The organism is Alkalicoccus saliphilus, from assembly GCF_003044065.1.
Taxonomy (GTDB): domain Bacteria; phylum Bacillota; class Bacilli; order Bacillales; family Salisediminibacteriaceae; genus Alkalicoccus; species Alkalicoccus saliphilus.
In genome coordinates, this window is the sequence record NZ_PZJJ01000021.1 from 39,210 (window position 1) to 61,542 (window position 22,333).

Here is a 22,333-nt window from a genome sequence, read left to right on the forward strand (position 1 = left end):
TGAAACGACTGGAATACAAATTCTGCACTGATCATTTAATCAACAAACTAAAAAGCTGCCCGTTTAGCGGGCAGCTTTTCCAGTTTGTTGATTATTTATCTTTTATTTCTCCCTTTTTTTCCTTTGCATAGCCTTTTGTTTTTTCTTTTGTACCTTCCCGGGCCATCTTATCGTCATTCACTGCTTGACCAGTCTTTTCTTTCATTACACCCTTAGCCTGACTGCCTTTTCCTTCGGCTTTATCTCTGCTGCTTTCTGACATTAGGCATCCCTCCTCTTACGCCAAGATTTGTTGTAATTAACCATTTTCTCTACCGGGCATTACTATTTTAGAAATAACTGAGCTGCTTATCCGTGTCCTCGGAAAGATCCGCATCAATCTCGCCCTGCACTTCATCCCGAAGCAGCCCTACAGCTTCTGCGTAGCGGAGCCATGTATCCACGCTGGCAATGACGACCCGCGCCTCGATTGTAATCGCCTCAATGCCTACTACAGAGATACGTGCATATACGTCAATGACAATCCCTTTATCAAGTATACGGTCGATAACTTCTGCCAGACTCGATGAATCTGTACTTTTTTGAATTCCCATTGAGACAGTCCTCTCCTTTCATTAAGAAATTAATGAAATCAAATTGCACGTGCATCAAATACGTTTGTGCTGATTCGCTTGGCAGCATTTGTTAAAAATAACTTAACTGCCCCCGGCTGCTTTCCGACAGATCAGAATCAATTTCTCCCTGTACTTCGTCCCGCAGAAGACCGACAGCTTCCGCATAGCGGAGCCACGTATCCACACTCGCAATGACGACCCGCGCCTCAATCGTAATCAGTTCTATACCTACTACAGATATTCGGGCATATACATCAATGACAATTCCCTTATCAAGTATGCGGTCAATGACTTCTGCCAGGCTGGATGAATCTGTACTTTTTTGAATTCCCATATGGTGACTCACTCCTTTTTCCAGATTCCTCCGGATATTTATATCATGCGTGCTCTTCTATTCCCGCCCAGTCCGAAAAATATACCTTAAACGAAAGAAGTTTAATTTTTTACACACTTGAATTTCCTCATCCAATATTCGTTACCTAAAAATCCTTTCTGAAATAGTACGATTCGCCACCCCCCTCTGAAAACAAGTTTTCTGCAAGGCTTCCGTCTACGGCAGAAAAAACACACATTATTCTAATTTTCACCTTTTTTAGCCTTATGAAAATTATTAAGATGTTAACAGGTAATTATAAACCCAAACTGCGCTCCGCCTTACAATGGATCTTGTTTTCAGCTGTTTTAACTCCCGCGATAGAAAAGGATTTTCCTGATTCGCTCAATACTACAGACTTCCCCGCCGGACGTTCCGGAGGAAAAAACCTCTCTTGAATGGAAGAAAGGACGGAATTAACACGTTTTTTAGAAGAGAAAACGTCTTTTTATTTTCCTGTTGGAGCTGCAGCAGGAAAATCCGAGGCGAGACAGGACGAGCTGAAGATCCGTTTGGGAGGACGAAATCAGCTGAAGCGGGCCCGCCCGAAAGCGTCCTGCGGAGGCGAAAGCAGGGAAATGTCTACGCCTGTATAAAAAATACTTTATCCACAGCCTAAAGAAACCTTCACGAAAAAACGTGAAGGTTTCTATTTAACCTAATTATTACATCAGGAAGGATTCCGTAAAAGAAGATAAATAAAGTAAGGTGCGCCGAGAAGCGAAACGACGATACCTGCCGGAAGGCCATCCGGATCGATAAGCACCCGCCCCACAGTGTCTGCCGTAACGAGCAGCCAGGCGCCTATAAGCATCGCTGCCGGCAGCACACGCCGGTGGTCTGCCCCGGTCAATGAGCGGGCAATGTGCGGAGCCATCAGTCCGACAAACGCGATGCCACCTGTAACAGATACGGCCGAAGCTGCCAGTCCGACAGCTGTCAAAAGAAGCAGCACCTGTGTTTTTTGGATCTGAACTCCTGCACCGACAGCTGTTCCTTCACCCAGCCGGAGCATGTTCAGTTCCCGGGTAAAATAAAAAGCAGCAGGCAGAAGTAATAGAAGCCATGGGAACAGTGCCAGAACAAACGGCCAGTCAGTCCCCCATATGTTTCCAGCGAGCCATTTAGCGATAAATTCCACTCTCACCCGGTCAGCTCCGGAAATAAGTACAACCATCACACCGGATAACGCCAGAGAAAATCCGACACCGACCAGGACGAAGCGGGTTGGATGAAGGCCATGGTGCTTTTCATAAGCAAAGAAATAAATTAACCCAGCCGTCACAAGAGCACCCAAAAATGCTGCTATAGGAAGCGCATAAACAAAACTCCCTGCGGAAACTGGAAAAAATAAAAAGAAAACAGCCACAGCCACTCCTGCACCGGAGTTAATTCCGACGATTCCCGGATCGGCAAGATCATTTCTCGTAAGTCCCTGAAGTATAACCCCGGATACCGCCAGAGCAGCTCCGGCAAGAAGTGTAATTGCTATTCTGGGAAGCCGGACAGAAAACAATACGAACGATTCCGGAAAAGTGCCCTGACCGAATAAAACCGGCAGCACCCGGCTGAGTGATAAAGAAGAAGCGCCGGTTCCTGTACTGATAATAATAGTGATCATAAGCAGAAGCGCGCCTGCTGTAAGTATTTTTATTAGAGATAAACGCTGCACCATCACAGGGACCGCCCTCCTTTTTTCACGATCCAGAGGAAAAACGGCAGACCGAGAATGGATACGATGGCAGCTACCGGTGTTTCATAAGGGGCGTTGAGTGTCCGGCCGGCTGTATCAGCAAGCAGCATAAAAACAGCCCCGATCAGCGCTGACATTGGAAGAATCAAACGATAGTCGTTCCCGGTAAAAGGACGGACGATGTGCGGGATCATAAGGCCGATAAAAGCCATGTTACCGACAAGTGCCACGGCCGCTCCAGCGAGAAGAATTACTGTTAAAAACAGAAGCCCTTTCACAAGCTCCGTCCGCTGACCAAGTCCGACGGCCGTATCTTCGTTTAAATGCAGAAGCGTCAGCTGACGGGACAGACCAAAAGCCAAAAGAAGAGAGCCGCCGATCACCGGAGCAATGATCTGTACCTGCAGCCAATTTGTTCCGATAAGACCTCCGGCTGTCCACATGGAGATATCCTGTGAAATCCCGTATAAGAGACCAAGTCCTTCTGCTCCCGCCTGAAAAAAGGCTGTAACCGCCGCTCCTGCTAATACAATACGAAAAGGAGAAACCGGACCTTTTGCCGCCCGGTTCACTCCAAAGACAATGCCCGCAGCAAATGCCGCTCCTCCCATGCAGGCTGCCATCAGTCCAACGTAATTTGTAACAGGAAGAAAAACCATGGCGACAGCGAGGGCGAAGTTGGCTCCCGCTGTGAGCCCGAGCAGGCCGGGGTCGGCAAGCGGATTACGTGTCATCCCCTGCATTACTGCTCCGGCAGAAGCTAAAGCTGCACCTGTCAGGACAGCTCCAACTTCTCTTGGAATACGAATTTCCCGAAGAATTGCATTCTGCTCTCCAATAAACAGCGTCCGGAGCAACTCCCCTGCACTGATTTCCGCAGCCCCGAGAAAAAGCGATAGAAAAAAAGACAGTACGAGCAGAAGTACCGCCCCTGGGAAATAATAAAGAAATATTCTGCGGTGGTGCAGGGAAAAGTTCATGCTAAAAGCTCCTTACTGACGGCTTATTTCTCTAAAAATTCTTCTTCAAACACTTCGAGCTGATATTCCAGAGTAAGCGGATCGTTGAAGTAGAAGGACATCGCATCGACTTCGATCACGTTCCCGTTTTCAACAGCCGGGATAGACTGGTACGTTTCTGTTTCTGTAAAGGAGTTATCTGCATCCGATACTTTACTGAACACCATGTAGTCTCCGGCAAAATCCGGGAGCACTTCAGTAGAGAGTGCATAGTACCCTTCTTCCAGAGCCATTTCCTCTACTTTTTCCGGCATTTCCAGTTCCATTTCCTGATACAGAATTTCTGTACCTCTTCCCCAGTTGTCGCCGAATACGTACAGCTGCTTATCGAAATTTTCGAATACAGATATAGTTGTATCTTCTCCTATTTCTTCTTTTACCTCTTCTCCAAGTGCTCCTGCTTCTTCCCGGAAGTTATCCACCCATTCACGGGCTTCCTCTTCTTTATTCAGAAGCTTACCTATTTCTATATGCTGTTCAAGATAATCGACTGCTCCATATTCATATGTAACCGTAGGAGCAATTTCTTCCAGCTGATCAACGTTGTTCATATTGTTAAGACCGACAATAAGATCCGGTTCCATTTCAATCAGCTTTTCAAGACTTTCATCACTGACGACCTCCACTCCCTCCAGTTCTTCTTCAAACTGGGGATTGTCCATACTCCAGGAATCGACCCCGACTACCGGCACGTCGAGGGCCATCACGTTACCGGCAAAAGTTGACAGTACCGCTACCCGCTGAGGGTCCGCAGGCACTTCCACCGGTCCGTTCTCTGATTCATAGACAATGGTGTCTGCCTCTTCACGTCCACCTTTGTTCTCGCTGTTTTCGTTATTTTCTTCATTACTGCCGTTATTCGCATTGTTTTCCACATTGCCGTTATCTGTCCCGGAAGCATCAGTGCTCCCTTCTTCTGTGCCGCAGGCAGTTAAACTAAGCATTAGCACGGATGCTGCGATAAGTGTTCTTTTCATTATGTGTCTCTCCCTTTATTAAATGATATGTCATGCACATTGGTGTTCCTGTATATGGATCTTTACCTATCAGCGCTTCAATATCGAATACGCGGCGGAGTGTATGTGCCGTAATTACTTCCTGGCTTGGCCCCTCCTGCACAATCTCACCGGACCTCATCGCAATAAGATGATCGGAGTATCTGGCTGCCTGATTCAAATCGTGCAGCACCATGACGATCGTGCGTCCTTCCTCCTGGTTCAGTTTCTGCAGAAGTTCCATAACTTCCAGCTGATGAGCCATGTCCAGGTACGTCGTAGGCTCATCCAGAATGATTAATTCTGTATCCTGGGCAAGGGCCATCGCAATCCAGACGCGCTGACGCTGACCTCCGGAAAGACCATCCACCGGGTGATCTTTATAATCGGTCGTACCGGTAATACCCATAGCCCAGGCTATACGCTCCCGGTCGTATCGGCTCAGCCTTCCAAAAGCCCGCTGGTGTGGATATCTTCCATAGGAAACAAGTTCCCAGGCGGTCAGACCGGCGGCCCCTTTCTGCGTCTGTGGAAGCAGTGCCATTTTCCGGGCAAGCTTCTTCGTGTTCGTGTGCTGTATGTTTTCACCGTCCAGATACACTCCTCCGGACTCCGGAGAAAGGAGCCGGGAAACCGCTTTTAAAAGCGTGGATTTTCCACATCCGTTCGGACCGATAACCGTTGTGATTTTTCCTTCCGGAAATGACGTATGCAAATTATCAATTACCGGCCGGCTGCCATAGCTTACTTGAAGAGCTGTAGCCTGGAGCTTTTTCATATGAGTCCACCACCTGTAAATTTATTTAAAATATATTGATAATAGTTCTCATTCTCAGTTACAATGATAATCATAATGCTGTTGAGAATGATTGTCAATTACATATTTCAGGGAGGAATCAGGATGGAAGTTCGGGACGTAACGATTATTGGAGGCGGGCCGGCAGGACTGTATACCGCTTTTTACAGCGGAGTACGCGGTATGAACGTGAGGCTGATAGAAGCACAGAGTGAGCTCGGCGGAAAAGTCAGACTTTATCCGGAAAAGGTTATTTGGGACGTTGGAGGCGTCCCTCCTGTTACTGGTTCGGACTTCTGCAGGCAGATTATCCAGCAGGGATTAACCTTCGATCCGGTAGTTGAACTGGACACTACTGTCGTGGATATTAAAAAAAGAGATGACGACGTTTTTGAGATCACAGCGGAAGACGGCCGGACCTTTTTTTCCAAAGCTGTAATTGCGGCTGCCGGCGGAGGAATTATAACTCCCCAGCGCCTTCAGGTGGACGGAGCAGAACGGTTTGAAATTACAAATCTTCATTACACTGTCCAGTCCCTTAACACGTTCCGGGATAAAACGGTTCTTATTTCCGGCGGCGGCAATGCCGCTATCGACTGGGCCAATATGCTGGAAGACGTCGCGCGAAAAGTTATTCTCAGCTGTCGGAACGAGACGCTGAAAGCGCACGAGTCGGAAGTGGATAAACTGCTCTGTTCCTCCATCGACTGTCAATTCCTTACGTCCATCCAGCGGCTGATTGCGGACGAGAGCGGCACAAAAATTGACCGGGTCGAGCTGAAATGCGGCACTGAAGCCGGAAAAATTATCGATATTGACCATGTGCTCGTAAATCACGGCTATGAGCGGGAGCTTGGTTTTCTTAAAGAAACATCCCTGGCACTCGGTCTTACTGAAAACCAGCAGATCGCTGCCACAGCGGACGGTCGTACAAATGTCAAAGGGCTTTATGCTGCTGGGGATGTGATGCAGCATGAAGGAAAACTGAACCTGCTTGCAGGCGCTTTTCAGGATGCCGGCAATGCTGTTAACGCTGCAAAGCAGTATATTGATCCGTCCGCCCAGTCGAAGGGTAAAGTATCTTCCCATAACGAAGTGTTTGCAGCCCGAAACGCTGCAATAAAACGGTCCATAATAACAACGTGAACAGATCAACATTATGTTCTCTCATAAAAAGCTTTCTCTACTGAAGAGCGCCTCTTATCTCTCAGTCGAAAACGGGGTTCTACAATACAACTTTTTAATAGAGGAGAGTGACAAAGTTCCCTCTCCCCCTGCTTTTGTAACATCCATACTCTGCCTGTGCTGTTAATATTGAAAAACTAAAAAATCACCAGCCTCTCCTATTTTTTCTATTTGTTAATGAAGGAAAACGCTTTCTTCTATCGAATTAAACAAGTATTAGTATTTCATCTATCAGGAGGGGTTACGATGCAGGAGCAGTGGAAAGTAATGAAGGGAGCGGAACCGTTTAAGGTAGAAGGAATGAACGCAGGGGTACTCGTTTCCCATGGATTTACCGGAACAACACAAAGTATGCACCCACTCGGAAGCGCCTTTGCAGAAGCTGGATATACGGTATATGGCGCCCGCCTCGAGGGGCATGGCACTCACTACGAAGATATGGAACAGTCCACTTATGAAGACTGGATTGCTTCTATAGAAGAAGGCTATACGTGGCTTAAAGAACGCTGCGACTACGTTTTTATCGCCGGTCTGTCCATGGGCGGTACTCTTGCGCTTTATATGGCGGAGCATCATCCGGAAATTAACGGTATCATTACAATCAATGCCGCCGTCGATGTCCCTGCGATGGAACCGGTGCGTCATATGGAGGAGCGGTTTATCGATCCGATCGGATCTGATATTAAAAAACCAGACGTTACAGAGCTTGCCTATGAAAAAACACCTGTCGCCTCTGTTGGACAGCTGCTTGATCTGATGAAAAAAGTTAAACTGAACCTGCCCCGAGTGGAATGTCCCGTGCTTCTTTTCGTTTCAAAAGATGATCATGTAGTTCCGCCGGAAAATTCCCAGCTTATACATGACCAGATTTCCTCTACGGATAAAACACTGGTGCAGCTGGAAAACAGCTATCACGTCGCAACTCTCGATCATGATCAGCAGAAGATTATCGAACAATCAGTAACGTTTATGAAACACCATATTTAAAATCATGAGCTCTCCAGCCGCTGCTGGAGGGCTCTCAGAGTGTTGATTAAGTCTCGATTTCAGAATAATGATTCTTCTGAACGTACAGCTTTCTCCTGCACTCCCGAGCCTGCCGTGGGGCTCGTCGTCAGCTATTTGCCCTCCGGCTTTGAAAAGGATCTTCCGACTTCGCTTCATCCCACCGGCGTCCCCGCCGGACGTTTCGGAGGAAAAAGCCTCTCCTGAACGGAAGAAAGAGCGGAATCAACACGTTTTTTAGAAGAGAAACCTTCTTTTTATTTTCCTGCTGGAGCTGCAGCAGGCGACTCCCGAGGCGAGATAGGACGAGCAGAAGATCCGTTTGGGAGGAAGAAATTAGCTGAAGCCGGCCCGCCAGGAAAGATCCTGCGGAGGCGAAAGTAGGGAAATGTCTACGCATGTATAAAAATACTTTATAAACAGATGTATGTTATCCGTCTTTTTTCAGATAAGGAATGCCAGTAAAACGAATTTTATCATACACATCAGCATGGATTAAAACGAACAGCCGATGATATTATACGTTTCAGACGAACGCTTTTATGGGCTTACCTTCCACTGCCTTTCTGCCCCCGTCGTTTTTCACTGGGTCCATACATTAAAAGCGAACTTGAGAATATAAATATTCATTTTTATCCATACAAACTGTGAGAATCGTATTTAAGAGGTTGATTTTATTATCTGAAAAAACTGATATCAACAAGTAACCCCCTCCAATTTATGTTAAAATTTACATATACGGCTGATTGTCCTCCTATACTTACGTTCTGATTTCAGGAGCTTCGGCTGAATCCTGCATAATGGAGGTTATACATAATGACGGAAGTAATTAAAGAATTTGCCCGAATACCTGCCACTGCTGTATCAGACGCGCTGAATGGACTGACGAATATGGAACAGTCCATTAAACCGCTGAAGCGTGACACGCATACAGCCGGCAGGGCCTATACAGTAAAACTCCGGGCAGCCGACAATAAGCTTGTTATGAAAGGTATCAAAGAAGCGCAGGAAGGCGATATTCTGGTGATTGACGCTAAAGGATATATGGAAAATGCCTCATGCGGCGATTTTGTTATCGGGGTTGCAAAAACGATGGGACTCAGAGGTGTCGTAATCGACGGGGCGGTTCGTGATATGAATGGAATACTGGATCTCGATTTCCCTGTATTCTGCAAAGGAACAACGGCTGCGGCAAGTGACAAGCACGGTTCCGGAGAGACCGGAATTCCAATTTCCTGCGGCAGCACAGTCGTGCGTACAGGAGATATTATTGTCGGCGATATAGACGGTGTGGTCGTCGTACCTCAGGAAAAGGCTCAGGATATACTCGATAAGTCAAAAGAAAAAATCATTAAAGATGAGGAACGGGAAGAAAAAGTACTGAAAAGCAGGGAATCCGCTCTGGAATATATTAATAAGCAGTTGAGCTGAATACAAATACGTCCGATCCGTTGCTTCCTCATCAAACTGTCCAGCCCTGTCTGGACAGTTTTTATATTCATGTAACAATAGATAGAGAAAAAATGTTTTACATCCCTCCATTTCCCATTCAAAAGACCTGACAAAGTATAATATTGGCAATTAGTGGTTTTATTTTCCACCAGAAGGAAAAAGTATATAACAGTGACTACTTTGGTTACAAATACATAAACAAAGGATGGGGTTTTTTGAAGAAAACAAGCTTATTTACCGTCACCGCTGCAGGACTTTTTATGGCAGGAGCTGTATCAGTTTCTGCTGAAGAGCATAACGCTGAAGATATTCTTCACGAATCAAACGAAGCAATGGAGAACCTCGACAGCTTTTCAAGTGTTATTGACATCGATATGTCCATGGGCGACGGTGAGGAAGATATTGATGTTCAATCCACAGTGAAGCAGGATGTCATTCTGGATCCTTTGAAAATCCGTCAGGAAACAACAGATCAGATGCCGGACGGTTCAGGGGAACAGACGCGCACTTCCTACATTACAGATGAAGGCTATTATGAAGAGGACGGTGACGGAGGGTGGTACAAGATTGATGAGGGCATCGATGCCAATATGTATGACCCGGGAGATCAGATGGATGAAGCGATGGTCTGGGGTGATGATCTGGAGCTTGAAGAAGAAAACGGATACTACGTAATTTCCTATTCCGGCAGCGGAGATGAGCTGGAGGATGTTATGGATCAGTATGGTGAAGAGCTTTACGGTGAGGAAGAAGGCATGGAGGATATGATGGACGAGCTTGATATTTCCCATTTCTCTTATGAACTGTACGTGGATCAGGAAAGTTATTACCTCACTCAGGCTTCCATTGACCTGACAATGGAGCTTCAGGCAGAAGGGATGGAAGTTTCCATGGATCAGACAATGGACATGGAGTTCCATAACTTTAACGGAGTGGAAGACTTCGATATTCCGGAAGAAGTTTTGGAAGAAGCTGTGGATATTGAAGAAATGATTGAGGAAGAAATAGATGAAGCCGGAGAGGTTGAAGAAGGCGATGAACTACCGGCTACAGCAACAAACCAGCCGATATGGACTGCTGCAGGACTGCTCCTTGCTGCAGCAGCAGGCGGAGTGCTTGTAATGGGCCGCAGAACAAGAAAAACAGAGCAGTAGCAGCTGATTTTCCTTCTATCTTAAAGTATAATAAACTAAACTAAAAAGGATACAGAGCGACAACTTCGCTCTGTATCCTTTTCTGATTTTATGAAGACATAATAAGAACTTCATGCCGGATTTATTAAGTTAATTACCAGCAAAGCATATGGCTCTAACATTCCATAAATGCTGGCAGTGTACTGTGTTAATACATCTGATCGACCGGATCCGGATTTCGTTTAAGAACAGCCGTAAAGCAGCTGTGTTCTATTTTATGGTCTGTTTCCCCGAAAGTATAAAGCAGATGATCATACAGTTCATTTAAAATAGCCTGCTGCTTCTTCCCTTCAAATTCTGCCATCCACGAAAGCGATCCTACTCTTCCACACCAGTCTTCATTTGTGAAAAGCACATCGTAAGTGAACTTATATATTTCCTGCAGATCAAAATGTGCATCCTGCCATTCCCGGAACCAATCGACTGGAAATCCGTTAATGACCTGACCGGCTTCGGCTTTTGCTCCGGCCGGTATTATTTTTCCTCCGTGTTTATATTTACCAACTATGTCCATAGTATCTCTAATTACTTTTGACTTGGAGACAAATCCGGAATCAGCAACAATTAACGTACTGTTCTTTTTTGAAATTCTCCTGATTTCCTCTAGAGCTTTCTGCCGGTCAAACCAGTGCCACGCTCTAAACACTGTAACGTAATCAAAATGTTCGTCTCTCAAGCCCGTTGATTCAGCACACCCGTATTTATATTTGATTTGCGTCCCCTCTTCTTTATTTTGTTCTTCTGCCTTTTTAATAAGTTCCCTGGAAGGTTCTATACCAGTCACATCTGCTCCTTCTTCACATAGAGCTCTTGTCAGCACTCCGGTCCCTGCACCAAGGTCAGCTGCCTTCTTCCCTTTAATTTCGTACCCTCTTATTATAAGAGCCGGAATAAAATCTGCCGGGAGGTCATTCCGGTACAGGCTGTAATTGTCCGCTACATTTCCAAAGTTCACTTTCATACAGTTTCCTCCGTTCCGTAGTGGAGTATCCCTCGTCAGGTGTCTGCGTGATGAATGAACTTATATTATAACATTCCACAAAGTCTATTAGTGAAAAATTCCATTAAATACTATATTTTTCCAAATGACTGATAATCTATACTATTCAGGTAAAGCCAGCTTCATCCGTCTTGTCTGGAGTTTATGGCCATAAAGCTCTTCTTCGTATTCCTCCAGCAATTTAAAACCCCGGGCTTCATAAAAAGCAGTTCCTGTTACATTTTCACGCTCTACTTCCACATAAATTTCCCGGAGGCTTGGTTTCTCCTGTATGCCTGCTTCCAGCAGCTTAGTACCAGCCTTCTTCCCCTGTGCTGCAGGAAGGACGTAAAGTGCTCCTAATTCTGCCTCCTGAGGATTTTTGTAAAAGAAATTGGCGAAGCCGATGATTTGTTCTTTATCTACAGCTACAAATAAAGAAGTTCTTGCAATTCTTCCTGGCATGTTTTCATCGGAATAGGCTCTGCCAAGAAATTTATTCTGTACATTTCTCGGTATCATTCCGTCGTAAGTATCGTGCCACGTTTCATAAGCAATGTTCTGTATAGATGAAATATCTTCAGTTACTGCTTTTCTTATTATCATTTTTGTCACTATGCTTCCTCCTTCTGCCGGCCAGGCGGCACGGAATTGATCTTACACACCGACCCTGCCTGCTTAAGAAACTTCTCCGCGTCTTTAAGGTATTCTTTGTATTCCTCTTCCAGACGTAATCAACTACCCTGAACTTTCGGCACGGTAAAGCCTTTTTTCCATCGATACAACTTCAATAGGCGATTTCCCCGGCTTTTGAATCGTTTCTTCCTCAAAAATTTGATAGCCCCAGCTTTCATATTTTGCAATGTTTTCCGGCGTATCTTTTCGTACTTTACAGTAAAGATAATCAATCCCGAGCGTCAGAAAATGATCCTCCAGAGCTTTAATGAGTGATTTTGCAAGACCTCCACCCTGCATGGAAGGATGCACAGCGAGCCGGAAAAAGTACCATCCGTGATCTCTTTTCGTATACCGTACTACTGCTGCCGGTTCGTTATCTACAAATGCTATCAACGCTTCTTCTCCATTGTTTAAACCTTCCCTGATTGTCTCTGCTGTCTCTTTCACAGCTCCGGACGGCGGATTATCATTATTATAAATGGAAAAGGCTTCCCACATCAGGTTACGGATAATATCTGCATCCGAAAGTTCTGCTTCTCTTATAAACATACATTACCTCCCCATTCTCAACAGCTGTTACTCCATTCATTTTATCACCTATAAACCAGCATTATAGAAACTATATACATTCCCCAAATGCTGATGAGCATTCACAACTATTCATACCTTCGTGTACATATGACAGTAAGCCCAGTTTAAAACGCTAATTTACGAAAAATCGGTGATTTCTGAAGCAAAAATCATTTACAGTGCTCAAATAACCTTTTCTGAAAAACTTATGAAATTCCTTCCTTCTTCTAAAGCCCTAATTATTTTATTATAAATCCCCAATACTTTATAATACATTTGTGTGAGTTAAAGTGGGAAGGATGGGTTTTTCTGCCGCTCTCTTATGAATGTTAGGGTATATGCGTCCTCTCCCCTCTCATATAAATTTAATTTTTTGGAGGTTTTAATATGGATATGAGTAAAATATTCACTGCGCAAAGAAAAGTATCAAGGGAAGAATTTATGGAAATGTCCCAGGCCGGCATCCGTGAATTATTTGATCTTGAACATTATAAAGTGCTCGATGGTTCCACCGGAGAGGAAGTCAGCCATTTTGTATACAATACGGAAACGCACGACTGTTATTTGATCGATCTGAGAGCTTCCTATGAACTTCTCGCAGCGTTCTACTGCGGGGGAGATAAAGCAACCGTTAAGGCCTCTATAGAAAAGATCGCCTCTTCTGTAGAATAAACATCAGCAAAAAAGGACCGGCTCCTGTCTGTTAAACAGACAGGTGAGCCGGTCCTTATTTTGCTTTATGCCTTTCGCAGGTACAGAAATAAAAATGCAAACTGAAATTATTCATCGGGTTTTATCCGATTCTGTTAATTTTCAGCTGTCTTTTCTTTCAAGTCTCGCCACGCACTCGACGTGTACAGTCTGAGGAAACAAGTCCACCGGCTGTACCGTTTTCAGTTCGTAACCGAAGGCTTCAAGCTCTTTAATATCTGTTGCAAACGTATCCGGATTGCAGGAAACGTATACGACGCGTTCCGGCCGAGCCCGCCCGATTTTCCGCATTACTTTGCCTCCGGCTCCGGAGCGCGGCGGGTCAAGAAGCAGCAGTTCGGGACGTCCGAACGATTCCAGCATCTGTTCGATCCCTTCTCTTGCGTTATTGGCAAGGAATATCGTATTGTTTACGTTATTTTCTTCAGCATTTCTTCTTGCAGAGGCTATGGAACTTTCCACCAGTTCAATTCCCGCCAGTGATCCGACCTTATCTGCAAATGGAAGCGAGAACGTTCCAACTCCGCAGAACAAATCCATCATTTTTTCTGTTTTCTTCGGCTCAGCCATTTCAAGTGCAAGATCCACCAGTTTCTGCACCTGCAGCGGGTTTGTCTGAAAGAACGTATCGAACCAGAGCCGGAACCGGTATCCGGACATTTCGTCGTAAATAAAGTCCCGGCCGGAAAGAAGATGCGTCTCTTCCGACTGGGCACGGTCCGCCCAGTCCCGGTTTTCGAGCCACATGATGCTTTTTACCTGGGGAAACTTGTTTTCGATGCGTTTTACGAATGCATTCACTGCTTCTTTAAGCCGTCCTTCCGGAGATTCTGTTGCAAAGACGCCGAGCATAATTTCGCCTGTCGCAAAGGACTGACGGACCATCAAATGCCGGAGCAGACCGGTATGCTCCTCTTTATCGTACCCTTCCAGGGCGTATTCTTCCGCCCATTCCGCTGTTTCCATTGCCGTTTTCACCATGTCCTCGCCGGCAATCAAACATGTTTCCAAAGGAATTACATTACGGAAATTCCCCTGCTCCATCAAACCGAGAGAACCATCCGGTGCAAAGGTGAATTCCATTTTGTTCCGGTAGTGCCACGGTTCCTCCATGCCAAGCGTATCCCGGACCAGGGAAGGATCAAAGTTTACGTTTTCCAATGCACGTTTGACATAGTCCGTCTTTGCCTTCAGCTGTCCTTCGTACTGCCAGTGCTGCCATACACAGCCGCCACACTTCACAAAGTGAGGACAGGGAGGTTCCACCCGTTCTTCGTGCGCAGCGATAATTTTATCTGCATCTGTCCGCCACCGCTTCAGCCTTCGTGCCGGCACGGTAACCTGGACCTCTTCCCCCGGGAGCGTCTGGGGAATTGTCAGTTTCAGTTTTTTTAAGTTTCCTTTCTCGTTTTCACGCCACACTTCCGCCCGACCGGATCCTTTGTAATCCAGTTCGTGCACCGTGGCCTTCATCGTTTCAGAAGTCAATTTCCTTTCCCCTCTCTATGATATCCTTTTAGTTTTCCAGGAAGTATACGTTGTGAGCTGTCAATCTTTCGTTCAGCAGTTACTTATTTTACCGCCGTGCGGAGGCCGCTGTCAAAAGACAACAGAAGGGAATTTTTTTATTCTTCTTTTTTCGCGTCAGGTATTGATTCCATCATATACCCTCTTTTACGGACAGTTTTAATATACCTAGGGCGACGGGGATTTATTTCTATTTTCTCCCGGATCCGGCTGATTAGTGCATCAATCACACGGAAGGAGCGTTCTTCCTTCTTATCTATTACAACTTCCAATAACTTTTTTCTTGTAAATGACCGGTTCTGATTCAGGAGGAGAAATGTAAGGAGAGCAAGTTCCTTTGAACTCATGGCAAGCTCTTTTTCCTCTCCATATACCTTGTGATTCAAAAGGTTGACTTTAATGTCTCCGTTCGTAATTACCCCGCTCGGCAGACATATTTCTCCTGCCGGTTGATCGAGCGGTGCTCTATGCAGAAGTGTTCTTATCCGGCTGACCAGTTCCCGGGGCCGTCCGGGCTTCAACATGCAGTCGTCTGCTCCTCTCTCAAGATGAAGAACAACTTCCAGCTCCTCAGGATTTTCTGTCGTTACAAGAAGAGGGACATTGGGCATGAGCTCACGGATTCTGCTGCTGATCAACTTTCCTGATTTATCCTTCATATTTCCATCGAGTACGATACCGTCTGGAGAAAGATGAGAAAGCGGTCCGAAAAGAGCTTCACTGTTTCCTGTTTCCCAGACATCAAAATCCGCTGCTTTCAAAGCATCCTTGATTTCTTCTCTACAAAAATTATTTTTTTCTATTACCAGAATTGTCTTCCCTCTCATCTAACATATCCCCTCCACTAATAACGAATATTACAAGCTGCTTTTCGCTGTTCTACTTCTGCTCCGGCGGAAATGACATAAAAACGTTCTGATATATTCACTCTTCATAAACTTGAAAACTGCTGTGTCTGTATTCTGAAAACGGCCATAACAAATATGTCATGACCGTTTCCAGCACCACTGAAGGCAAAAGAGTTTATTAACTCAGCTTGATTCCAAGCTGCTTACTCGTTCCCTCCGGCAGCAGATCCGTATATTTCCTGATTCATTTGAATAACACTTTCAGCCATGTTGGATGCATGATCGCCGATACGTTCCAGATTGCTCAGCATATCAAGGAACACCATGCCGCTCGCTCCAGTACACACGCCTGTATTCATACGTTTAACATGAGCTTTCCGTCCTTCTTTCTCCAGTGAGTCGATCTGACCTTCAAGTTCCAGCACTTTCATAGCCGCCCCAATGTCATGATTTTCCAATGCCTCCAGGGCGTATCCGAAAGCCTCAGAAGTTACGTGTATCATGTGTTTCAATTCGTTCGTTCCTTCTTCTGAAAAATTGATTTTATGAGCAATGGAGTATTCGGAAAGCTCCATTAAGTTTTCACAATGGTCTCCTACCCGCTCAATGTCCGTTACGTTATGCATAAGCTGAGAGTTCATTGAAGACTGTTCCTGATTCAGTGACCGTACACCAATTTTCGTAAGATAATCCATTATATGAGTGTTTAAGTCATTGATAATCTCTTCTTTTCTTTTTGTCCGCTCTCCTTCTTTTAAATCGTTATTGAGAAGCATATTTGTTGAGTGGGCTACGTTTTCTTTTGCAAGGGAGCCCATATGCACAACTTCCTGCCTGGCTTTTTCCAGAGCAAATGTCGGCTGCTGAATGAGGCCCGGCTCCAGATGTTTTGGACCGTGCTGAATAATATCTTCATCTCCCCGGATCAGTTTCGTTACGATATAAGCATAAAAAGCAATGAGTGGAAACTGCAGCACTACGTTTACCGAGTTAAACAGGCCGTGAGCGTAAGCAATTTCCCGTGCAATATCGCCTCCAAATGTACTCGACATCCAGATGACTACTGCCTGAACTATAGGAAGTATGATCAAAAACATAATCGTACCGGTTACGTTGAATATAACGTGAATCATCGCTGCCCTTTTGGCTGCCACCGTCGCACCGATAGATGCTATCACCGCTGTTATTGTTGTGCCAATATTATCTCCAAACAATATAGGGAGCGCCTGATCAAGTGTTACGAGCCCATCCACTGCCATTGTCTGAAGTACCCCTATAGCCGCAGTGGAACTCTGCACAATAATAGTAAATGTGGTTCCTGCAATTACTCCTAAAATTGGATTCTGCCCAAATGTTGCCATCATATCAACAAATGCCTGGGAGTCCCTGAACGGATATAGTCCCTCTGACATTGTGTTTAGTCCCAGAAAAATCATTCCGAAACCAAAAATAACCTGGCCGATGTTATTAATTCTTTTTTTGTTGAAAAAGAATATTAAAAACGTCCCTAAAAATAATATTGGTAAAGCAAAATCGCCAATCTTAAAAGAAATTAAAAAAGCTGTAGCGGTCGTGCCGAGGTTCGCACCGAGAAACATGGGTATCGCCCGCCGGAAAGTTAAAAGACCGGCGTTTACGAGCCCTATGATCATAACGGTAGAACCGGAGGAGGTCTGCAGCATCACAGTTACCATCATCCCCGCAAAGACGCCACGGATTGGGCTTTTTGTTGCAGCTTCCAGGATCTTTCTTAACTTTTCTCCTGCCGTTTTCTGCAGACCGTCACTCATATATTTAATTCCAAAGAGGAAAATTCCCAGTCCTCCTAAGAAGAGAAACAGTATTGACTGTACATCCAAAGTCATCATCTCCCTAATTCATTAAGTTATTATTTATCCCAAAAGTAACCATAACAACTCATTGTAAATTCTTTGTATTTGAATTATTAACATTTTGTAAAGATGTTAATGACTCAATCAAATAAGAAATAAAGTAGAAAAGAAAGTGAGCAGAATTTTTAATAACAAGATTCCGACTAAAAAACTGAACAAAAAAAGAACCCTGCTTTTAAAGCAGGATTCTTTGTCTCTTTTCTTCCAGTAATTCAATTTGATGCTCAATCGCCAGCCTGTCTTCCGGTTCTCCCGGAAAGTCCACTTCCAACTTTTTCTTTTCATCGGTTATTTGTTTCGTCAGCTTATCGTATTCTTCTTTTTCTGCGCGGGGAAGGCTGTTCAGACGTGAATCATTAATAAAATCTTCTTTCATAAGCAGGACACTCCTTGTATATTTGATTGAATCTCTTTTCTCTATACCCTTTCTGTTTCGCAGTTATTCGTTTTCTGATTTTTTAAAACAATTCTTCTTCGACCCTTTCGAAAATTATTCATCAGATATGTAGAAAAGAGACGAAGCTGACGCTTCGTCTCTTTCTGCTTTCAAGAAATATTTACAGTGACTTTTTCGTTAATTCGACTGCTTTTTTTGACTCGGTTCTTCGGGAACAAGTACGAGCACTTTCCCGTCCTGTATCTCACTTTTATACACGTCGGCCTGTTCCGGAGTTAAGCCGTATTCTACAAGCGATTTACCGCTGTTATCGAGATCTTTGCCGTGAAAGGAGATGTTTCCTTTGGCAGCTTCTTTTACTTTCTTCCAGAACGAAGCGTTGTCCCCGTCTGTCTGCGTATGGTGGGCGTCGGCCGAATCAACTTTCGCATCAGTCTCATCACGCAGCCATGAAGTAGTATCAGCATCGTTAGTCATCAAAACAACTTCAAACGGCTGATATCCTTCTTTTTCCAGACTCTCTACTACTTCCTTCGCCTCTATTTCACCTTCGTAAACACCGATAACTCGTTTTGCCATATTATATCATCCTCCTGTAATAATGACATAGTAACGGTTATATATGTCTTTTTCCGCTTAAAGCATTTATTAAACTAAGAAAGGTGATTAATAATCGTTTTATATATTTTTTTAAAAATTAGTTCTTTAGTCTAATTTCTGCCCTGGTTCAAAGAGGAGTTCACCATTTCCCATGTCTCCTGCTCATAAGCCATCGTCCAGAAACGGTGCTCCAGACGTGCACTCACGAGAAAATTTTCACACATCTGCTCCCGCTCTCTTTCTCCGGCCTTCTCTGCACACTCGTCGATCAATTTTTTAAAAGTATTCGTAATTTTCGATACCTCTTTATCGGCGTAAAAAGTAATCCAGTCGTAAAAAGGATGATTTGGAGAAGGATCCACTTCCTTCATGAGGCGGCTTCCAATCTCCCAGTACGTCCAGGGACATGGAGCAAGTGCCGTCAATGTTTCACCAAGCGTTCCGCCGGCAGCAGCTTCCAGCATGTGCTTCGTATAATGATGGGCCGTCGGTGCAAGCGGAGCTTTTTGAAGGTCTTCATACCGCACCCCTGCCGCTTCACAAAAATTATTATGAGGATGAATTTCCTCATGCAGAATAAATCCAATCTGGTTCTGGAAGAAGGACATCTCTTCTCTGTTTTCACATTTTGATACAGCCATTCCGTAAATGCGGCAGAAAGCTGTTAAATATTCGTAATCCTGCTTTACGTAGTGAATGAGAGCTTCTTTCGGTACGCTGCCTTCTGCGATTCCCTGGACAAACGGATGCTTAAAAATTGCTTCATAAATCGGATCCGCCTCCTGTCTCAGCTTTTCTGAAAATTTCATGATATCTTCCTCCTACGATAGAATAGGAAGAACATCCACACCCCGGAACAAAAAAGCTTCTCTGTCCCAGGGGAAAGAGAAGCTGCTGCGCTTAATCATTAATCCGCATACAACCGCCACTTTCCTCCGCTGGTATTGACCAGATCAGGTTCAAAGGGTCCGAAGTAAACTTCGTCTCAGCCATATGGCTCCCCTAGTGGATATTCTATATCATCCATCATAAACAAAAATTTCATTGTTTGCAAAATACTATATTAAAACACTTAATGATCTCAATAATCAAGGACAGCGCTTAGTACGTAAAAATCACTGCCTCAGCAAGGAAAATAATAGGATAATTACCTGCCATATATAAACTTTATGCTATACTTTTACCATACAAATGTTTTAAAAACATTTAATACATTTACCGGGATCCCTTTATGATTTTTAAAGAGCTGATTTCCAATCTGGCCATTTTAATGGCATGTTTGTTTTTGTATACTCACTTTACAAAATCCTCTGTTTTGTATAATACTGTTTCACTTCGCCTGAAACTGTTTATGGGGATCATGGCGGGACTTCTTTCCAACCTGCTGATGCAGTACAGTATGGAATTCGGAGAAACAATGGTGGATCTCCGGCATATTCCCGTCCTCCTGACCGCTTATTACGGCGGGGCGATTCCGGCTTTGATAACGATGGGATTGATCATCAGCGGACGCTTTTTAATCAGCGTCAGTGTCTCTTCTGTCACCGCCATGCTTTTAATCGCTGCTGTCACTATATCCGCCCTGCTCGTAAATAAGCTGCCGACAAGAAAGTCCCGTATTACCGCCATGCTTACTTCTTCGAACATTATTTTCACTGTAGTGATTCTCTACCTGCTCCAGGACGTCCAGACATTACTTTTTCTAGTGCCTTTATTCTGGGGAATATCCTATTTGGCCGGAGCGGTTGCTTTTTACACGATAGAGTCCACCCGCGAAATGCAGATACTTGTGAAGCGTTATAGGGAAGACTCACTGACTGACAGTTTGACCGGACTGCACAATGTGCGTCAATTTGACGAAAAGTACAACTTTTTAACAAACGAAGCAGAAAAAAACAAAGAAAACCTTTCACTTCTTTATATCGACATCGATTATTTTAAAAATATTAACGATACGTTCGGACATAAGGAAGGTGATGTGGTCCTGCAGCAGCTTGGGACGCTTATCCAGCATAACGTCAGGGAAAAAGACATCGTGAGCCGGAACGGCGGGGAGGAGTTTACTGTAATGCTGCCTGATACGACGCTGGAGGAAGCATATACTACGGCAGAGAGGGTCCGTGCTGCCGTGGAGAAAAATTCTTTTGAACTTGAAACCGGTAAAACCATTCATATTACTGTATCTATCGGGGCAGCTTCCCACCCGGAAACGTCCCCGGCTCACGAATTAATAGCAGAAGCAGATAAAGCCCTTTACGCTGCTAAAAGCAACGGCAGAAACCAGGTTGTCACTGCCGGCGATTATGGTACCCTTGAGCTGCAGATGAACTAAAAACAGCTTTAGAAGATCCACTCCCACCTAAAGGAGAATGGAAAGAAAAGCGAGCGTTTCTCTTTATTTCAAGATAGACTAAACATAAAAAAGTATCGGATCCGATATTTCGGCAGTCCGGTACTTTTTTGTTATTAACCATTATTCTTTTTTATGATCATAGTTTCCACTACTGTATTTATCGATAAAGTGACGAATCTGCTCTTCGACTTCTTCAGGGTCGCGGCCTTCGCGGGCTCCCCATTCTGAAACAACTTCCCCTTCTTTAATGTAAGCCAGACGATTTACCGGCAGATAAATATCAGGATCGATCCGGTCGCCGCTGAATTTTTCTCTCGTTACGTTTTCCATACTGTTAAGATCCCCGTAATACAGGACAGCTCCTGTTTCCTGGAAAACTTCCGCAATCATGGGAATATACTCTGCCTGCTCCATTTCCCATTTCTCTCCTAAGTATACGAAGCCCGTGAAGCTCTCTTCATTTACTTTATCTTTAAACGTCTCATAATCATCTTCTTTCACTGTTTCTTCCGCTTCACAGGCTCCTAAAAAAAGCAGCCCTGCGGCCAGCAGCAATATGCGGCGCATCGTCTTTCCTCCTTTTTGCTGAAATTGTATACTTCTATTATTCACTGCTGAAAAGCCGAATTGCAAGAACAGATTTCACTCTGGAGTACAATACTTACTCTGATGCCTCATTATCCTCGATTTTGTCCAGACAGAAAGTAAGAAATTCCCCGGCATCTTTAAAAATCCGGTCCGGCTGCCTGTCAAAACTTGTCTGCTGAACATTAGGAAGCCAGAGGGCACCCACGGTTTCCACACCGGCATCCAGTCCAGCATTGATATCACCGTCACTATCGCCGGCAAAGACAGCGTCCTTTTTGTTAACTCCAATCTTTCTCAATGCTTTTTCGATACCTTCCGGCGCGGGCTTCGTTTTTTCCACTTCATCCCCGGGTACAAGCACATCAAAATACTGCTCCATCCGCAGTTCCCGGAGAGAAATTTCCAAACTCCGCCGTGCTTTGCCGGTAATGATTCCAAGTTGTACTTTTTCTGAGAGCTGATCCAGGAGATAGGTTACTTTTGCATTTTCTTTAACGAGCTCTTGATGTTTCTTTTCATACGTTTCGTAAAACAGCTTTCTGGCACTTTCTTTATCCGGGTGCTGTACCTTTGTGTCAATAATTATTGTTTCCGGAGGACCAAACATACTGCGGATCTCCTCATCGGAATATTCCTGCCCATCAAATTCCAGAAATACGGTGCGGAACGAATGATACAATACCGGCAGTGTATCAGCGAGCGTCCCGTCAAAATCAAAAAGTACTGCTTTCATGAACGTCCCTCCTCGTATAGTATGTTTAAGTCCCTTTGGAACTTATCAATTTCTCTTGCTTTCTTCTCAAGGATACTTTCCTCTTGGACACCTCGAGATATTTCTAGATAATGGTCTTAGGATCATTTGGGA

Annotated in this window: 26 protein-coding genes and 1 riboswitch; of the genes, 7 read left to right on the forward strand and 19 right to left on the reverse strand. The window is 44.6% G+C overall.

Features of this window, described 5'->3' with window-relative positions; translation table 11 throughout:
• Positions 1-91: 91 nt before the first annotated feature.
• The 3 genes from C6Y45_RS12185 to gvpA (C6Y45_RS12195) form a co-directional block, all read right to left on the reverse strand.
• A complete protein-coding gene (locus C6Y45_RS12185; protein WP_107585505.1) occupies positions 92-262 on the reverse strand; it encodes a CsbD family protein in 171 nt (56 codons plus the stop codon).
• 67 nt (positions 263-329) lie between these two features.
• On the reverse strand, positions 330-593 hold the full coding sequence (gene gvpA / locus C6Y45_RS12190; protein ID WP_107585506.1) for a gas vesicle structural protein GvpA: 264 nt from the start codon (positions 591-593) through the stop codon (positions 330-332).
• Between the two features lie 91 nt (positions 594-684).
• On the reverse strand, positions 685-948 hold the full coding sequence (gvpA, locus tag C6Y45_RS12195; RefSeq protein WP_107585507.1) for a gas vesicle structural protein GvpA: 264 nt from the start codon (positions 946-948) through the stop codon (positions 685-687).
• A gap of 437 nt (positions 949-1,385) precedes the next feature.
• Here gvpA (C6Y45_RS12195) and C6Y45_RS17595 point away from each other — a divergent pair, with 437 nt between their 5' ends.
• The gene (locus C6Y45_RS17595) at positions 1,386-1,583 is read left to right on the forward strand and encodes a hypothetical protein (protein WP_107585508.1); all 198 of its coding nucleotides are present in this window, start codon (positions 1,386-1,388) and stop codon (positions 1,581-1,583) included.
• Between the two features lie 74 nt (positions 1,584-1,657).
• Here the strand turns inward: C6Y45_RS17595 and C6Y45_RS12205 are convergent, their stop codons facing one another.
• From C6Y45_RS12205 to C6Y45_RS12220, 4 genes are read right to left on the reverse strand one after another with little or no spacing between them, the layout of a single operon-like run.
• A complete protein-coding gene (locus C6Y45_RS12205; RefSeq protein WP_107585509.1) occupies positions 1,658-2,662 on the reverse strand; it encodes a FecCD family ABC transporter permease in 1,005 nt (334 codons plus the stop codon).
• Positions 2,662-3,660 carry a FecCD family ABC transporter permease gene (locus tag C6Y45_RS12210; RefSeq protein ID WP_107585510.1) on the reverse strand — a complete coding sequence of 333 codons (999 nt, stop codon included), beginning with the start codon at positions 3,658-3,660 and terminating at the stop codon, positions 2,662-2,664. The genes C6Y45_RS12205 and C6Y45_RS12210 overlap by 1 nt, the downstream gene beginning before the upstream one ends.
• A gap of 23 nt (positions 3,661-3,683) precedes the next feature.
• Positions 3,684-4,676 carry an iron-hydroxamate ABC transporter substrate-binding protein gene (locus C6Y45_RS12215; protein WP_107585511.1) on the reverse strand — a complete coding sequence of 331 codons (993 nt, stop codon included), beginning with the start codon at positions 4,674-4,676 and terminating at the stop codon, positions 3,684-3,686.
• A complete protein-coding gene (locus tag C6Y45_RS12220) occupies positions 4,636-5,472 on the reverse strand; it encodes an ABC transporter ATP-binding protein (RefSeq protein ID WP_107585512.1) in 837 nt (278 codons plus the stop codon). The genes C6Y45_RS12215 and C6Y45_RS12220 overlap by 41 nt, the downstream gene beginning before the upstream one ends.
• A gap of 123 nt (positions 5,473-5,595) precedes the next feature.
• Between C6Y45_RS12220 and C6Y45_RS12225 the strand changes: the two genes are divergently transcribed.
• Complete coding sequence (locus tag C6Y45_RS12225; RefSeq protein WP_107585513.1) at positions 5,596-6,636, forward strand: NAD(P)/FAD-dependent oxidoreductase; 1,041 nt, start codon at positions 5,596-5,598, stop codon at positions 6,634-6,636.
• Between the two features lie 285 nt (positions 6,637-6,921).
• Positions 6,922-7,662, forward strand: coding sequence for an alpha/beta hydrolase (locus tag C6Y45_RS12230; protein WP_107585514.1), 741 nt, complete (start codon positions 6,922-6,924; stop codon positions 7,660-7,662).
• A 127-nt stretch (positions 7,663-7,789) separates the two neighbouring features.
• Here the strand turns inward: C6Y45_RS12230 and C6Y45_RS17600 are convergent, their stop codons facing one another.
• Positions 7,790-8,080 carry a hypothetical protein gene (locus tag C6Y45_RS17600; protein WP_160058347.1) on the reverse strand — a complete coding sequence of 97 codons (291 nt, stop codon included), beginning with the start codon at positions 8,078-8,080 and terminating at the stop codon, positions 7,790-7,792.
• Between the two features lie 416 nt (positions 8,081-8,496).
• Here C6Y45_RS17600 and C6Y45_RS12240 point away from each other — a divergent pair, with 416 nt between their 5' ends.
• Positions 8,497-9,111, forward strand: a complete 615-nt coding sequence (locus C6Y45_RS12240) for an RraA family protein (protein ID WP_107585516.1) — start codon at positions 8,497-8,499, stop codon at positions 9,109-9,111.
• Positions 9,112-9,347: 236 nt separating this feature from the next.
• A complete protein-coding gene (locus C6Y45_RS12245; RefSeq protein ID WP_107585517.1) occupies positions 9,348-10,286 on the forward strand; it encodes a DUF6612 family protein in 939 nt (312 codons plus the stop codon).
• A gap of 187 nt (positions 10,287-10,473) precedes the next feature.
• Here the strand turns inward: C6Y45_RS12245 and C6Y45_RS12250 are convergent, their stop codons facing one another.
• The 3 genes from C6Y45_RS12250 to C6Y45_RS12260 all read right to left on the reverse strand — a co-directional run bounded on the left by C6Y45_RS12250 (position 10,474) and on the right by C6Y45_RS12260 (position 12,531).
• On the reverse strand, positions 10,474-11,286 hold the full coding sequence (locus C6Y45_RS12250) for a class I SAM-dependent methyltransferase (RefSeq protein WP_107585518.1): 813 nt from the start codon (positions 11,284-11,286) through the stop codon (positions 10,474-10,476).
• A 141-nt stretch (positions 11,287-11,427) separates the two neighbouring features.
• Positions 11,428-11,910, reverse strand: a complete 483-nt coding sequence (locus C6Y45_RS12255) for a GNAT family N-acetyltransferase (protein ID WP_107585531.1) — start codon at positions 11,908-11,910, stop codon at positions 11,428-11,430.
• Positions 11,911-12,042: 132 nt separating this feature from the next.
• Positions 12,043-12,531 carry a GNAT family N-acetyltransferase gene (locus tag C6Y45_RS12260; protein ID WP_107585519.1) on the reverse strand — a complete coding sequence of 163 codons (489 nt, stop codon included), beginning with the start codon at positions 12,529-12,531 and terminating at the stop codon, positions 12,043-12,045.
• A gap of 408 nt (positions 12,532-12,939) precedes the next feature.
• Here C6Y45_RS12260 and C6Y45_RS12265 point away from each other — a divergent pair, with 408 nt between their 5' ends.
• A complete protein-coding gene (locus tag C6Y45_RS12265) occupies positions 12,940-13,224 on the forward strand; it encodes a hypothetical protein (RefSeq protein WP_107585520.1) in 285 nt (94 codons plus the stop codon).
• Positions 13,225-13,365: 141 nt separating this feature from the next.
• Here the strand turns inward: C6Y45_RS12265 and rlmD are convergent, their stop codons facing one another.
• The 6 genes from rlmD to tenA all read right to left on the reverse strand — a co-directional run bounded on the left by rlmD (position 13,366) and on the right by tenA (position 19,336).
• Positions 13,366-14,736: a 23S rRNA (uracil(1939)-C(5))-methyltransferase RlmD gene (gene rlmD, locus C6Y45_RS12270; protein WP_107585532.1), complete on the reverse strand. Its 1,371-nt coding sequence runs from the start codon at positions 14,734-14,736 to the stop codon at positions 13,366-13,368.
• 152 nt (positions 14,737-14,888) lie between these two features.
• Positions 14,889-15,617 (reverse strand): response regulator transcription factor, encoded by a 729-nt coding sequence (locus C6Y45_RS12275; RefSeq protein WP_107585521.1) that lies wholly within the window; start codon positions 15,615-15,617, stop codon positions 14,889-14,891.
• 224 nt (positions 15,618-15,841) lie between these two features.
• Complete coding sequence (locus C6Y45_RS12280; protein ID WP_245922651.1) at positions 15,842-17,503, reverse strand: Na/Pi cotransporter family protein; 1,662 nt, start codon at positions 17,501-17,503, stop codon at positions 15,842-15,844.
• Positions 17,504-17,705: 202 nt separating this feature from the next.
• Positions 17,706-17,906: a hypothetical protein gene (locus C6Y45_RS12285; RefSeq protein ID WP_107585523.1), complete on the reverse strand. Its 201-nt coding sequence runs from the start codon at positions 17,904-17,906 to the stop codon at positions 17,706-17,708.
• 198 nt (positions 17,907-18,104) lie between these two features.
• Complete coding sequence (locus C6Y45_RS12290; RefSeq protein ID WP_107585524.1) at positions 18,105-18,506, reverse strand: general stress protein; 402 nt, start codon at positions 18,504-18,506, stop codon at positions 18,105-18,107.
• A gap of 131 nt (positions 18,507-18,637) precedes the next feature.
• Positions 18,638-19,336 (reverse strand): thiaminase II, encoded by a 699-nt coding sequence (gene tenA, locus C6Y45_RS12295; protein WP_107585525.1) that lies wholly within the window; start codon positions 19,334-19,336, stop codon positions 18,638-18,640.
• A gap of 104 nt (positions 19,337-19,440) precedes the next feature.
• Positions 19,441-19,541: riboswitch (TPP riboswitch) on the reverse strand.
• Between the two features lie 217 nt (positions 19,542-19,758).
• Here tenA and C6Y45_RS12300 point away from each other — a divergent pair.
• Positions 19,759-20,859 carry a GGDEF domain-containing protein gene (locus C6Y45_RS12300; protein ID WP_107585526.1) on the forward strand — a complete coding sequence of 367 codons (1,101 nt, stop codon included), beginning with the start codon at positions 19,759-19,761 and terminating at the stop codon, positions 20,857-20,859.
• Between the two features lie 141 nt (positions 20,860-21,000).
• On the opposite strand, the gene C6Y45_RS12305 is transcribed toward C6Y45_RS12300, so the two are convergent.
• Both C6Y45_RS12305 and C6Y45_RS12310 read right to left on the reverse strand, forming a co-directional pair.
• The gene (locus C6Y45_RS12305) at positions 21,001-21,447 is read right to left on the reverse strand and encodes a hypothetical protein (RefSeq protein WP_107585527.1); all 447 of its coding nucleotides are present in this window, start codon (positions 21,445-21,447) and stop codon (positions 21,001-21,003) included.
• Between the two features lie 94 nt (positions 21,448-21,541).
• The gene (locus C6Y45_RS12310; protein WP_107585528.1) at positions 21,542-22,201 is read right to left on the reverse strand and encodes an HAD family hydrolase; all 660 of its coding nucleotides are present in this window, start codon (positions 22,199-22,201) and stop codon (positions 21,542-21,544) included.
• Positions 22,202-22,333 lie beyond the last annotated feature (132 nt).